Here is a 12,485-nt window from a genome sequence, read left to right on the forward strand (position 1 = left end):
TGCAGGTGTTCGAGCGCATCACCGATGCCTACGTGGCCACCGACCGCAATCTTTGCTACACCCATGTGAATCCGCAGGCGGCGCAGATGATGGGGCGCTCGGCCGAGGCATTGATTGGCAAACACGTGTGGAGCGAGTTTCCCGAGCTGGTGGGCCACCCCGTGCAGCTGTTGCTGCAGCAAGCGTTGGTGGATTTGCGACCCGTGCAAATGGAGGCGCACTTCCCATCGTTTGGTGCCTGGTTCGAATTGCGTGTGTACCCGTCTGCCGAAGGCTTGACGGTTTACTTCCATGACGTGACGCAGCGGCGGCTGGCCGCCGAATCCCTGGCCGAGAGTGAAGCGCGCTACCGCGAGCTGTTTGAAGCCAACCCGCACCCGATGTGGGTGTATGAATTGGAGACACTCAGGTTCCTGGCGGTCAACGATGCCGCCGTGGCGCACTATGGCTACAGCCGCGCGGAATTTGAGGCCATGACGATACGCGACATACGGCCGTCGGCTGACCTGCCGCAACTGCTTGAGAGCGTGAAACGAGCGCCTGAGCAGCGACAGCGCGACATGGAGCTTTGGCGCCACCGTTGCAAGGACGGGCGGCTGATTCTGGTGGAAATCAACGGCCATTCCTTGCTGTACATGGGGCGCCCGGCGCGTTTGGTCCTGGCCCACGACGTCACGGAGCGTGAGCGCACGGCTGAGCGTTTGCGCTTGAGTGAGGAGAGCCTTTCCATTACCTTGCAATCGATTGGCGACGCCGTCATCGCCACCGACACGGCCGGGCACATCACCCGCATGAATGCCACGGCCGAGAGGCTGACCGGCTGGCGCTTTCCAGAGGCGGTGGGCCGTCCATTGAGCGAGGTGTTTTGGGTGGTGCACGCCGAAACCGGCAAGCCCGTGCCCAATCCGGTGCAGCGTGTGCTGGCGGATGGCGAGGTGGTGGGCTTGTCCAACCACACCACCTTGTTGGCGCGCGACGGTGCGCAGTACCAAATCTCAAAAAATGCTGCGCCCATCCGCGACGGCTCAGGTCGCATTGTCGGCGTGGTGCTGGTGTTCAGCGATGCCACCGAGGCGTACCGCGTGCGCCAGGCTTTGGCCACATCGGTGGAACTGCTGGAGCGCACCGGTGAAATGGCCAAGGTGGGCGGCTGGGAGCTGGACGTGGCGGCCCGGCGCTCTTCCTGGACACAGGCCACCGCACGCATCTACGAGACAGAGGCGCAACCAACCCACGCGCTGGAGGATGTGTTGGCCTTTTTCGACCCGCCGGTACGCGACACCGTGCGTGCCGCCGTGCAGGCGGCGGTGCAGCATGCCAGGCCATGGGACATGGAGCTGCCCGTGACCACCGCACGCGGCCGCCACATCTGGGTGCGTTCGCAAGGCTTCCCGGTGGTGCGCAACGGCAGCGTCAGCCACATCCGCGGTGCGCTGCACGACATCACCGAGCGCCGTCTGGCGGTGGACGAACTGCGCACCGCGTCGGCACGCACACAGATGATTCTGGACAATATGAGCGACGGTGTGATCACACTCGACGCCGAAGGCCGCATAGGCTCTCTCAACCGCGCGGCCTGTGCCATCTTTGCTTGCGCGCAAGAGGACGTGGTCGGCCGCGACGTAGGCGTCTTGATGGCCGACACCATGGCATTCCATCAAGACAGCAGCCGTGGCGCACTGCTCGAGGCGGGCAGTGCGCCACGCGAACTCGAAGGCCGGCGCCAGGACGGCACACACTTCCCCATGAGCCTTTCGCTCTCGCGCAGCGAGCAGGACGATGTGGTGGCCTTCATTGGCGTGGTGCGCGACATCACGCAGCAGCGTGCCGATATGGAGGAGATCCGCCGCTTGGCGTTCTCTGACCTGTTGACCGGGCTGCCCAACCGGCGGCTGTTGATGGACCGCCTGCGCCTGGCCGTGGCCACGTCGACGCGCAACGGCCAGCACGCGGCCTTGATGCTGCTGGACCTGGACAACTTCAAGCTGCTGAACGACACCGCCGGGCACGACGTGGGTGACATCTTGCTGCAGCAGGTGGCCAGCAGGCTGCAACATTGCGTGCGCGAATGCGATAGCGTGGCGCGCATCGGTGGGGATGAGTTTGTGGTGTTGCTGGAAGGGCTGCATGCGCGCGCAGCGGACGCTGGCGCCCAGGCCGAACATATTGCCGAGAAGATCCTGCTGGCCTTCAAGGCGCCTTTCCGCTTGCGCGAGCAAAACCATGAGAGCACCACCAGCATTGGTATCGTGCTGTTTGATGGCGACGGTGAAAGCCTGGACGACCTGATGAAAAAGGCCGATCTGGCGATGTACCAGGCCAAGGCAGCGGGGCGCAACACCGCGCGCTTTTTCGACCCCGCCATGCAAGCCGCGGTGGCCGCGCACGAAGCCAGTGAACGCGCCTTGCGCCGGGGCATAGCGCAGCAGGAGTTTGTGCTGCACTACCAAATGCAGATCGATCGCGCGGGCCGCTGCACCGGTGTCGAAGCCCTGGTGCGCTGGCAAGATCCGGCGCGTGGCCTGGTGACGCCCGCGCAGTTCATACCGCTGGCCGAAGCGACCGGGCTGATCCTGCCGCTGGGCCGCTGGGTGTTGCAGAGCGCCTGCGCCCAACTCGTGGCCTGGGCCGCCGATCCGCGCACGGGCCACTGGACCATGGCCGTCAACGTCAGCGCCTCGCAATTTGCCCAATCGGACTTTGTGCAGGAGGTGGCGCAGGCATTAAACCAGGTGGGTGCCGCGCCAAGCCTGCTGAAGCTCGAGCTGACCGAAAGCATGCTGGTTGAAGATGTGGAAGACGCCATCGTCAAAATGAACCAGATCAAGGCGCTGGGGGTGGGCTTTTCACTGGACGATTTCGGCACCGGTTATTCGTCTTTGTCTTACCTCAAACGCCTGCCATTGGATCAGTTGAAGATTGACCAATCCTTCGTGCGCGACATCCTCACCGACCCCAGCGATGCCGTGATCGCGCGCACCGTGGTGGCACTGGGGCAAAGCCTGGGGCTGCAGGTCATCGCCGAAGGGGTGGAAACCGCCGCGCATCACCAGGCCTTGGCCGAGATGGGCTGTGATGGCTTTCAGGGCTATTATTTTGCGCGTCCCGGCCCAGAAGAGGGACTGTTGGACGCCATGGCCAGCTTTTCGCGCTTGGCGCGGCCGGCCCACCTGTGAAGAGGGTGTGGGCCCACTGCCCAGCGCCGCCCGCTATTTGGCGTAGCTCTCGTTCAGCGCCTGCAGATCCAGCGTTTCCAGCTCGCGGTCAAACGCTTCAATGACGCTGTCGCTCACGGTGTCGGCCTCGACCTTGAACACCACGCCGCCGCGTAAACGGTGCCACAGGCCTGGGCGCAGCAGGATCTCGCCGTCCCACATGGCCGTGCTTCCGTCGCGGTTGATTGTCACTTTGAAGGGCACACGTTTGCCACTGCTGGCTTGGCGGCGTTCACTGCTGATTTTGGTTTCCATGCGTACCTCGACCGTTGAAGCTTGGGTTTTAACGCAGGCCCTGTAGGGGCGCCTGTAGGTCGGCAGCACACGCCGGTGTCTGAAATCGCAGCAATCTGATGGAGCCGGGGGCTTGTAGAACTTGCCGAAGGAGCCGTTGACTGCAAACACACGGCCAGGCGAGCCGACTGAAGCCTCAGCCCCAGCGCCGTCAGCAAGGTCGTGCCCATGTCGTCGCTCTTCAGCTCGCAGTTTCGTCCCTGGGCTTCTCGGAAGCGTCGCCGGGTGTTGTTGCGGTGGGCGCCTGCGATGGGCCGTCTGCGCTGCGATCGGCACCGCGCGTCATGCTCCTGGTCTCCAGCCAATGGGAGCCAGCACCGTAGACTTGGTTGGCGGCGTCGCGTAGGACTTGCATATTGCGCAACAACTCACGGTCCAGTGTTTTCCAGCCGCCGCAGTGCCGCAGGCGGTCGTCGTAGTCGTGGTCATGCACGACGTTGGGCTGCCAGCAGATGCGGATTTCTTTCATGGCGACCGCCGGTTGCGGTGGCGACGTGTTTCCGCCAGCTTGGGCTTGCCGTCGCGCGCTGTGAGAAAGCTCAGCAGTTGCCGCTCGGCTGGCCTCAGGCCGTGCTTGCGCACCGGCGCCTTCAGCCAGGCTTGGGGTTGCGGTGCTTCGGCCGAGTCCTCGCCTGTCATGGACTCACCCAGTGCAAGCACCGCTGGATGGATGTAGGACTTTCTGCATACGCTGGGTGTGTTGCCCAGGCGCGCGGCCACGGCGGCCACGACGGCGGTCAGAGACAGCGGATAGCCCCCCTCGGCCGTGCCGCTGCGCGCCGTGGTCAAGAGCTGCAGCGCCAGAACGCTTGCATGCCAGGTGCGAAAGTCCTTGGCCGTGATCGCCTCACCCGATGTTTCGAGCAGCCAGGCATTCACGTCAGAAGAGTTGACGGCGTGTACATCACCGCTGTCATCCAGATACTGGAACAGGCGTTGGCCCGGCAGTTCGCGGCAGCGCCGCACCAGGCGCACCACGCGGTCGTTTTGCATGGACAGCTTTTGCTGGATGCCGCTCTTGCCTATGAAGCTGAGCTGCAGCTCGGAGCCTTTGATGCGGCTGTGCCGATTGTGCAAAGTGGTCAAACCGTAGGAGCCATTCTGCTGCTCGTAGGCATCGTTTCCAATACGCGCCCAGGTAGTGTCCAGCAAATGCACAAGCGCCGCCAACACACGCGACTGGGTCGGGCTGTTGCCGCTGGCCAGCTCACGCTTGATGCGCGCGCGTATCCTTACCAAGCCTTGGGCGAAGTGTGTCAGAGAGGCGAACTTGGTCTGGCTACGCTGGACCTGCCAGCGGGGGTGATAGCGGTATTGTTTGCGATCCCGCGCATCGCGGCCGGTGGCCTGCAGATGCCCATTGGATAACGGGCATATCCAGACATCTTTGTAGGCCGGCGGCACCGCGAGCAGACGGATGCGTTCCAGCTCCGCCGGGTCTTGCACCTTCCGGCCCATTGGGTCTACATAGGTAAAACCGTTTTTGCTGCCGTGGCGCCGAATGCCAGGCATCACGTCGGAGACCCAGCGCAGGCGCGGGCCGGAGCTGAACGGAGGGCTTGCGTGGTTCATGGTGAAAAGGAGTGGCCCTGTGTGGGTGCAGCTGCCATGCGGCTCATAGGCTGGGGCTTTGAGGGCTTACTTCATTGCAGTTCTGACGAGGGCCAGGCCACGACAAACACCCGGCTCAAGCCTTCCAACGCAAACCCCAGGGCTTCGAGGCGCAGGAGTTCGTCGTCGGCCGCCTCGCAAGGCCCGAGTTCAAACAAGGCAACGCGCCAGTTGCGCTCCTCACTTTCCTGCGGCATCAGTGCTTCGACTTTAGAGCCTCGTGTCAGGCAGCTCAACTCAGTATTGATGATGCGCAGAAGAGTCTCTTCGGTCACTATGCATTTGTTGGTGGCGTCCTGCCAATCGTTGCCCGGATTGACGTTTGCTGCTGTAGCCATCACACACCTCGCTTTTTGACCGGCCGGCTGTTTGTGGCCGTGCCATTCCCAATAGGGTGCCGAGATGGGGTGGCCGTTCGCGTCAGGCCACACGCCTAGCCCTTGTAGGCCGATAAGCCGAACTGCGCGCCTGGCGCGGCGCGCTGTGGCAAATGGTGTTTCGGCACTGTAGGCTAGTGTGTCTACCGGAGAACACCATGCACCGTGCCAACGAAATCCTGACGAATGGGCGCAGTGACCACCCTCTGCGGGGCAAGGTCAACAAAGTCATCAGCGAGTTCACCGAGAAGAACATCGAGGCCATTCTTTGCCACGAGGACGAGCGGCGTAGACACAAGCCGGCTTTCTACCGGGCCGTGCAAAAGATCGCAGATTTCTGCGGCAGCCCGAGCTTTCTCTGGCTGCATGTGGTGTGGTTTGCCGTATGGATAGGCGACAACCTGATGTTCAAGAGCTTTGATCCCTATCCGTTCCAGTTCCTCATGCTGGTGGTTTCGCTGGAGGCGATATTTCTTTCGACGCTGATCCTCATCAGCCAGAATTTCTCGGCGGTTGAAAGCGAACGCCGGCATCACCTGGATCTGCAGATGAACCTGCTCACCGAGCGCGAAACCACGGCCATCCTGCGCCTGCTGTCGCAAATGGCGGACAAGATGGACATAGCGGATGAACACCGAGCCGAGGTGATGGGCTTTGCCAGCAATACCGACCCCTCGGCGGTGTTGCAACAAATCATTCGGGCAGAACATCAACACCATCACCGGGCGTAGCGTGGTCTGGCGCCGGGCACAGCCTATTTTTGAACTTTATGAACTTTTCAATTTAAATTGCGCTCTAAGCTCTTGATTTGTATAGCAGTGGAAATCATCTGTCACAGCTTGAAATCACTCATATTTATCCGGCGCGTGGCGCGCGGGTATCATCAACACCATGATTGAGCAACGCATTCAACAACATTTCATCGACAGCGCCGACCTTAAATACCAGGCCGCGCAGCCTTTGAGCAAGCCCATTGCAGCCGGTGTGCAGGCCATGCTGGCCTGCGTCACCAGTGGCGGCAAGGTGCTGGCCTGTGGCAATGGCGGCTCGGCTGCCGACGCACAACACTTTGCGGCCGAATTTGTCGGCCGCTTTGAGCGTGAGCGCCCCGAACTGGGCGCGATTGCGCTGACCACCGACAGTTCCATCCTGACGGCCATTGGCAACGACTACGACTTCAACTCCATCTTCTCCAAGCAGGTGCGCGCTCTGGGCCAGCCCGGCGACGTGTTGTTGGCCATCTCCACCAGTGGCAATTCGGCCAACATCCTGGCGGCGGTGGAGGCGGCGCACCAGCGTGAGATGACGGTGGTGGCCATGACCGGCAAGGGCGGCGGCAAGATGGGCGCTGCCCTGCGCGAGACCGATGTGCACATCTGTGTGCCACACGACCGCACGGCCCGTATCCAGGAAGTCCATTTGCTGGCATTGCACTGCCTGTGCGACGGCGTGGACTCACAATTGCTCGGAGAGCAGGAAATCCCTACATGACGAAGAAATTTGATTTGAAGCGTTTGTCTTTTGGCCTGTTGGCGGTGTCCGCGTTGGCCGCCAGCCTTTCGGCCTGCGTGCCCTTGGTGGTCGGCGGTGCAGCCGTCGGTGGTGTGATGGTGGCCGCAGATCGCCGCACCTCGGGTGCGCAACTCGACGACGAAGGCATTGAACTCAAAGCCGTGAACCGCATTGGCGACTACTTTGGCGACAAGGTCCACGTCAACGTCACCAGCTTCAACCGCCAGGTGTTGCTGACCGGCGAAGTGCCCACGGCCGAGCAAAAGGAGCGCGTGCTGCAAATCGTCAACAAGGTGGAGAACGTGCGCTCTGTGGTCGACGAAACTGCGGTCATGGCGTCCAGCTCGCTGTCGACGCGCTCCTCCGACACCCTGGTGACCGGCAAGGTCAAGGCCACGCTGGTGGACGCCAAGGACCTGCAAGCCAACAGCTTCAAGGTGGTGACCGAGCGTGGCACGGTGTACCTCATGGGCCGAGTGACGCAACGCGAAGCCGACCGTGCAACCCAACTCGTGCGCACCATCAGTGGTGTGAGCAAGGTGGTGCGTTTGTTTGAAATCATCACCGAACAAGAGCTGAACACTTTGCAAACCACGAACAAGACGGCGAAGTAGGTTCGTCACGTCTATGCCAAAAACAAGGGCCCGCAGATGCGGGCCCTTGTTTTTGGTGAAACTGGCTTAACGCAAGCGTTTGATCAGGCTGGAGGTGTCCCAGCGCTGGCCACCCATTTGCTGCACGTCAGCGTAAAACTGGTCGACCAGGGCGGTCACCGGCAGGCGGGCGCCATTGCGTTTGGCTTCGTCCAGCACCAGGCCCAGGTCTTTGCGCATCCAGTCAACGGCAAAACCGAAGTCGAACTTGTCGGCCACCATGGTTTTGCCACGGTTGTCCATCTGCCAGCTTTGTGCGGCGCCTTTGCCAATCACGTCCAGCACCTGGGGCATGTCCAGGCCGGCCTTCTGGCCAAAGGCCACGGCTTCGCTCAGGCCTTGCACCAGGCCGGCGATACAGATCTGGTTGACCATCTTGGCCAGTTGGCCGGCGCCGCTGTCGCCCATACGCGCAAACGCACGCGAGAAGGCTTGGGCGGTGGGGGCGACGGCATCAAACGCGGCTTGTTCACCGCCGCACATCACCGTCAGCGCACCGTTTTGTGCGCCTGCCTGGCCGCCCGACACCGGCGCATCCACAAAGCGCAGGCCCAGATTGGCGGCGGCCGCCGCCAGTTCGCGGGCGACATCGGCCGAGGCCGTGGTGTGGTCGACAAAGATGGCGCCGGGCTGCATGCCGGCAAACGCGCCATCGGCCCCCAGGGTGACGGAGCGCAGGTCGTCGTCGTTGCCCACGCAGCAGAACACGATGTCTGCACCCATGGCCGCCTGGCGCGGCGTTGTGGCATGTTTTGGGGCTTTGGTGCTTGCGTATTCTGCGCACCATGCTTCTGATTTTGTAGCGGTACGGTTGTACACCGTGACTTCGTGGCCGGCCAGCGCCAAGTGCCCGGCCATGGGGTAGCCCATGACGCCCAGGCCCAGGAACGCGACTTTGCGCGCGGGCGTGGATTCGTAGGTCTTGGGGTTGGTGCTGCTCATGCGGTCTCCTGGAGATGGCTGAAAAGAAAGTGGATGTGGTGCGCCCGGTGGGCGCGGCAGAAAGATTTTCGCAAACTCAAGCCCGCGCTGCTGGCGCGGCCCCTCATAGAGCGAGAGCGTAAACAGGCTCTTGGGGTTTGCGTGTTTAAACGATGGCGAAGTTCTCGGTGCCCGCGGCCAGGTCTTGCGACTTGGCGCGTTGGCTGTTGAGCTTGATCTGCAGGCGCAGGTCGTTCAGCGAATCGGCGTTGCGCAAGGCGTCTTCGTAGGTGATCTGGTGGCTCTCGTAAGCGTCGAACAACGCCTGGTCGAAAGTCTGCATGCCCAGGTTGCGGCTTTTCTTCATGATCTCTTTGATCTCGGTGACCTCGCCCTTGAAGATCAGGTCGGAGACCAGGGGGGTGTTCAGCAGCACCTCTACCGTGGCCACGCGGCCCTTGCCGTCCTGGCGTGGGATCAGCCGCTGCGAGACAATGGACTTGAGATTCAGCGACAAGTCCATCAACAATTGCGCACGGCGTTCTTCGGGGAAGAAGTTGATGATGCGGTCGAGCGCCTGGTTGGCGTTGTTGGAGTGCAGCGTGGCCAGGCAGAGGTGGCCGGTCTCGGCAAACTCCACGGCGTGTTCCATGGCTTCGCGGTCGCGGATTTCACCCATCAGGATCACGTCGGGTGCCTGGCGCAGCGAGTTTTTCAGGGCCGATGCCCAACTGTCGGTGTCCAGGCCCACTTCGCGCTGGGTGACCACGCAGTTCTTGTGTGGGTGCACAAACTCAATCGGGTCTTCGACCGTGATGATGTGGCCAAACGAGTTTTCATTGCGCCAGTCGACCATGGACGCGAGCGTGGTCGATTTGCCCGAGCCGGTGGCGCCGACCAGAATGCACAGGCCGCGTTTGGTCATGGCAATCTCTTTGAGCACCTGCGGCACACCCAGCCCGTCTATGGTGGGCAGTGTCATCGGAATCACACGCAGCACCATGCCCACACGGCCCTGCTGAATGAAGGCATTGACGCGGAAGCGGCCCACGCCGCCGGGCGCAATGGCGAAGTTGCACTCCTTGGTACGCTCGAACTCGGCCGCCTGCTTGTCGTTCATGATGGCGCGCGCCAGCGCCAGGGTGTGGGCCGGGGTGAGCGGCTGGGGCGAGACTTTGGCAATCTTGCCGTCCATCTTGATGCCGGGCGGGAAGTCTGCGGTGAGGAACAGGTCGCTGCCGTTGCGACTGATCATCAGCTTGAGCAGGTCGTTGATGAATTTACTGGCCTGGTCTCTTTCCATTTTGCGTTCCTATCGGGCGCGAGGCGCGCGTGGGACATGACGGTGCAGCGGCCGCGCCAGGGAGCCAGGGCGGCATGCGAAGAGAAACGGTGCCGAGATGCGCATGGTGGCGTTCACTCTAGTTCGGCCGGTCGCTGAAGCGTGCACTCACGGCACGCAGGCGCAACGAGAGTTTGCGCGCCAGCAGCGCGATCAGGTTGGCGGCCAGATGTGGGTCGGCGGCCATCATCTCGTCCATGGCTTCGGCGCTGAGCGCGGCGATTTCGCAGTCGTCCAGCGTGGTGCAGGCCGAGAAGCGCATGCCGCTGTCGAGCAGCGACATTTCACCCAGGATGTCGCCGGGCTTGGTTTCGGCCAGGCGCAAATGTTCACCCCAGGGCTGCAGCCGGTCCACCGCGATGGTGCCCTTGAGCAGCACGATCATGAAGTTGCCGTACTCGCCTTGGCGAATCAGATCGCGCCCGCCGGGCACGCTGGCGAACTGCACAAAACGCTCCATGCGTTCTATGGACGTGGCGGGCAGCGCCGCCATGTTTTTGTCTTTGGACCAGAGTGTTTGCAATTGACGTACGCCTTGGCTGGACGACAGCCGCTTGGCGCCGACCTCAACCGCACGGGCCTCCCAAGGAATCAGCATGGACGGGTCTAGCCCCGAGCCAGCGAAGGCCGTGGTAAACAGCACCGAGTCGACGCCACTGCGTTCGGATGGTGCGTCGCCCTTGGGCTTGAGGAAGTCGAGGATGCCCTTCATGGGACGGATCTCCGTTGTTCTTTTATTTAGCCTGGGAAGTTCTCTGGAATCTTGGCCTTGCCGCGCGCTTCTTGCGGGCTGATGATGTTGCGCCGCACCAGGTCTGTCAGATTCTGGTCCAGCGTCTGCATGCCTACGGCGTTGCTGGTCTGAATCGTCGAATACATCTGCGCCACCTTGGCTTCGCGGATCAGGTTGCGAATGGCCGGGGTGCCGAGCATGATCTCGTGCGCCGCCACGCGGCCCTGGCCGTCCTTGGTCTTGCAAAGCGTTTGCGAAATCACCGCCTGCAATGATTCGGACAACATCGCCCGCACCATTTCCTTTTCGTCGGCCGGGAACACGTCAATGATACGGTCTATGGTTTTGGCCGCGCTGGAGGTGTGCAGCGTACCAAACACCAGGTGGCCGGTTTCGGCCGCCGTCATGGCCAGACGAATGGTTTCCAGGTCGCGCATTTCGCCCACCAGAATGGCGTCCGGATCTTCGCGCAGGGCGGACTTCAGCGCGGCGGCGAAGCTTAGCGTGTGCGGGCCGACTTCGCGCTGGTTGATCAGGCATTTCTTCGACTCGTGCACAAACTCAATTGGATCTTCGACCGTCAGCACGTGGGCGTATTCGGTTTCGTTCAGGTAGTTGACCATCGCCGCCAGCGTGGTCGACTTGCCCGAGCCGGTGGGGCCGGTCACCAGCACCAGGCCGCGCGGCTTGAGCGCCAATTCGCCAAAAATCTTCGGCGCGTTGAGCTGCTCCAGCGTCAGGATCTTCGAGGGAATGGTCCGCAGCACCGCACCCGCGCCACGGTTGTGGTTGAACGCGTTCACGCGAAAACGCGCCAGGCCTTCAATCTCGAAGGAGAAGTCGACTTCCAAAAACTCTTCGTAGTGCTTGCGCTGGCTGTCGCTCATGATGTCGTAGACCATGGCGTAGACAGTTTTATGGTCCAGCGGCTCGACATTGATGCGGCGCACATCACCGTGCACACGGATCATCGGCGGCAAGCCCGCAGACAGGTGTAAATCTGACGCTTTGTTCTTGACGCTGAAAGCGAGCAGTTGGGTTATATCCACGTATCCCTCGGTGATTTTGGTAGGCTTGGCTCATTATGACTACCATTGGTAACAAACTCCAAGGCGTGCGTGACGGGATCACGACAGCCTGCGCCGCCGCCGGGCGCCCCGCAGACTCGGTACGTCTGCTGGCCGTCTCCAAAACCTTTGGCCCGGATGACATCCGTGAAGCCCACGCTGCCGGCCAGACCGACTTTGGCGAAAACTACATCCAGGAAGCCCTGGAGAAAATCGCCGCCTTGCGCGACTTGCGCTTGGTGTGGCACTGCATTGGCCCGGTGCAGAGCAACAAAAGCCGGCTTGTGGCCGAACACTTCGATTGGCTGCACACCGTGGGCAGCCAGCGCCTGGCGCAGCGCCTGAGTGACCAGCGGCCGGCGGCGCTGGCGCCGTTGCAGGTGTGTGTACAGGTCAACATTGACGGTGGCGCCACCAAGGCCGGTGTGGCAGCGGAAGATACCTTGGCCTTGTGCCAGCAGATCGCAGGCTTGCCGCGTCTGCAACTGCGCGGTCTGATGACGATTCCTGAGCCGCATGACGATCCCGCCGCGCAACTCGCGGTGCACCAGCGCAGCAAAGCCTTGTTTGACGCGCTGGGCCGGGCCGAACGTGGCTCGCCTGGCTGGGAACGCTTCGACACGCTGTCCATGGGCATGACGGCCGATATGGGGGCGGCCATCCAGGCCGGGAGCACCATGGTGCGGGTGGGATCGGCGATTTTTGGCGGCCGCGCGCCGCAGCGCTAGCGGGAACCGGCTCGCACGTCGTCGAACGCGCT

At 62.2% G+C, this 12,485-nt stretch carries 13 protein-coding genes; 5 read left to right on the forward strand and 8 right to left on the reverse strand.

Going from position 1 to position 12,485, the window contains the following annotated elements:
* The coding region (locus ACFQ95_RS23795; protein ID WP_422835110.1) for an EAL domain-containing protein at positions 1-3,176 on the forward strand (3,176 nt) is incomplete at its 5' end.
* A 33-nt stretch (positions 3,177-3,209) separates the two neighbouring features.
* On the opposite strand, the gene ACFQ95_RS23800 is transcribed toward ACFQ95_RS23795, so the two are convergent.
* The 4 genes from ACFQ95_RS23800 to ACFQ95_RS23815 all read right to left on the reverse strand — a co-directional run bounded on the left by ACFQ95_RS23800 (position 3,210) and on the right by ACFQ95_RS23815 (position 5,458).
* The gene (locus tag ACFQ95_RS23800) at positions 3,210-3,470 is read right to left on the reverse strand and encodes a hypothetical protein (protein WP_422835112.1); all 261 of its coding nucleotides are present in this window, start codon (positions 3,468-3,470) and stop codon (positions 3,210-3,212) included.
* A gap of 220 nt (positions 3,471-3,690) precedes the next feature.
* The gene (locus tag ACFQ95_RS23805) at positions 3,691-3,978 is read right to left on the reverse strand and encodes a hypothetical protein (protein ID WP_422835114.1); all 288 of its coding nucleotides are present in this window, start codon (positions 3,976-3,978) and stop codon (positions 3,691-3,693) included.
* Complete coding sequence (locus ACFQ95_RS23810) at positions 3,975-5,081, reverse strand: DNA topoisomerase IB (protein ID WP_422835116.1); 1,107 nt, start codon at positions 5,079-5,081, stop codon at positions 3,975-3,977. The genes ACFQ95_RS23805 and ACFQ95_RS23810 overlap by 4 nt, the downstream gene beginning before the upstream one ends.
* A gap of 71 nt (positions 5,082-5,152) precedes the next feature.
* Complete coding sequence (locus ACFQ95_RS23815) at positions 5,153-5,458, reverse strand: hypothetical protein (RefSeq protein WP_422835118.1); 306 nt, start codon at positions 5,456-5,458, stop codon at positions 5,153-5,155.
* Positions 5,459-5,655: 197 nt separating this feature from the next.
* Here ACFQ95_RS23815 and ACFQ95_RS23820 point away from each other — a divergent pair, with 197 nt between their 5' ends.
* The 3 genes from ACFQ95_RS23820 (at position 5,656) to ACFQ95_RS23830 (ending at position 7,623) form a co-directional block, all read left to right on the forward strand.
* Entirely contained in the window at positions 5,656-6,228 is a 573-nt protein-coding gene (locus tag ACFQ95_RS23820) for a DUF1003 domain-containing protein (protein ID WP_422835120.1), read from the forward strand.
* A 160-nt stretch (positions 6,229-6,388) separates the two neighbouring features.
* On the forward strand, positions 6,389-6,988 hold the full coding sequence (locus ACFQ95_RS23825) for a phosphoheptose isomerase (protein WP_422835121.1): 600 nt from the start codon (positions 6,389-6,391) through the stop codon (positions 6,986-6,988).
* Positions 6,985-7,623, forward strand: coding sequence for a BON domain-containing protein (locus tag ACFQ95_RS23830; protein ID WP_422835123.1), 639 nt, complete (start codon positions 6,985-6,987; stop codon positions 7,621-7,623). The genes ACFQ95_RS23825 and ACFQ95_RS23830 overlap by 4 nt, the downstream gene beginning before the upstream one ends.
* A gap of 66 nt (positions 7,624-7,689) precedes the next feature.
* Here the strand turns inward: ACFQ95_RS23830 and ACFQ95_RS23835 are convergent, their stop codons facing one another.
* From ACFQ95_RS23835 to ACFQ95_RS23850, 4 genes are all read right to left on the reverse strand, one after another.
* The gene (locus tag ACFQ95_RS23835; RefSeq protein WP_422835125.1) at positions 7,690-8,604 is read right to left on the reverse strand and encodes an NAD(P)-dependent oxidoreductase; all 915 of its coding nucleotides are present in this window, start codon (positions 8,602-8,604) and stop codon (positions 7,690-7,692) included.
* Between the two features lie 145 nt (positions 8,605-8,749).
* Entirely contained in the window at positions 8,750-9,886 is a 1,137-nt protein-coding gene (locus tag ACFQ95_RS23840) for a PilT/PilU family type 4a pilus ATPase (RefSeq protein WP_422835126.1), read from the reverse strand.
* Positions 9,887-10,004: 118 nt separating this feature from the next.
* A complete protein-coding gene (locus tag ACFQ95_RS23845) occupies positions 10,005-10,637 on the reverse strand; it encodes a cyclic nucleotide-binding domain-containing protein (protein ID WP_422835128.1) in 633 nt (210 codons plus the stop codon).
* Positions 10,638-10,663: 26 nt separating this feature from the next.
* On the reverse strand, positions 10,664-11,707 hold the full coding sequence (locus tag ACFQ95_RS23850; RefSeq protein WP_422835130.1) for a type IV pilus twitching motility protein PilT: 1,044 nt from the start codon (positions 11,705-11,707) through the stop codon (positions 10,664-10,666).
* A 35-nt stretch (positions 11,708-11,742) separates the two neighbouring features.
* Here ACFQ95_RS23850 and ACFQ95_RS23855 point away from each other — a divergent pair, with 35 nt between their 5' ends.
* Complete coding sequence (locus tag ACFQ95_RS23855) at positions 11,743-12,453, forward strand: YggS family pyridoxal phosphate-dependent enzyme (protein ID WP_422835131.1); 711 nt, start codon at positions 11,743-11,745, stop codon at positions 12,451-12,453.
* Positions 12,454-12,485 lie beyond the last annotated feature (32 nt).

Source organism: Variovorax sp. HJSM1_2 (assembly GCF_049316285.1).
In the GTDB taxonomy this organism is placed as follows: domain Bacteria; phylum Pseudomonadota; class Gammaproteobacteria; order Burkholderiales; family Burkholderiaceae_C; genus Rhodoferax_B.

Excerpts from the sequence above, each read along its gene's own strand:
- ACFQ95_RS23800 (WP_422835112.1), bottom strand. The coding sequence starts at position 3,470 with ATGGAAACCAAAATCAGCAGTGAACGCCGCCAAGCCAGCAGTGGCAAA.
- ACFQ95_RS23805 (WP_422835114.1), bottom strand. The coding sequence starts at position 3,978 with ATGAAAGAAATCCGCATCTGCTGGCAGCCCAACGTCGTGCATGACCAC.
- ACFQ95_RS23810 (WP_422835116.1), bottom strand. The coding sequence starts at position 5,081 with ATGAACCACGCAAGCCCTCCGTTCAGCTCCGGCCCGCGCCTGCGCTGG.
- ACFQ95_RS23815 (WP_422835118.1), bottom strand. The coding sequence starts at position 5,458 with ATGGCTACAGCAGCAAACGTCAATCCGGGCAACGATTGGCAGGACGCC.
- ACFQ95_RS23820 (WP_422835120.1), top strand. The coding sequence starts at position 5,656 with ATGCACCGTGCCAACGAAATCCTGACGAATGGGCGCAGTGACCACCCT.
- ACFQ95_RS23825 (WP_422835121.1), top strand. The coding sequence starts at position 6,389 with ATGATTGAGCAACGCATTCAACAACATTTCATCGACAGCGCCGACCTT.
- ACFQ95_RS23830 (WP_422835123.1), top strand. The coding sequence starts at position 6,985 with ATGACGAAGAAATTTGATTTGAAGCGTTTGTCTTTTGGCCTGTTGGCG.
- ACFQ95_RS23835 (WP_422835125.1), bottom strand. The coding sequence starts at position 8,604 with ATGAGCAGCACCAACCCCAAGACCTACGAATCCACGCCCGCGCGCAAA.
- ACFQ95_RS23840 (WP_422835126.1), bottom strand. The coding sequence starts at position 9,886 with ATGGAAAGAGACCAGGCCAGTAAATTCATCAACGACCTGCTCAAGCTG.
- ACFQ95_RS23845 (WP_422835128.1), bottom strand. The coding sequence starts at position 10,637 with ATGAAGGGCATCCTCGACTTCCTCAAGCCCAAGGGCGACGCACCATCC.
- ACFQ95_RS23855 (WP_422835131.1), top strand. The coding sequence starts at position 11,743 with ATGACTACCATTGGTAACAAACTCCAAGGCGTGCGTGACGGGATCACG.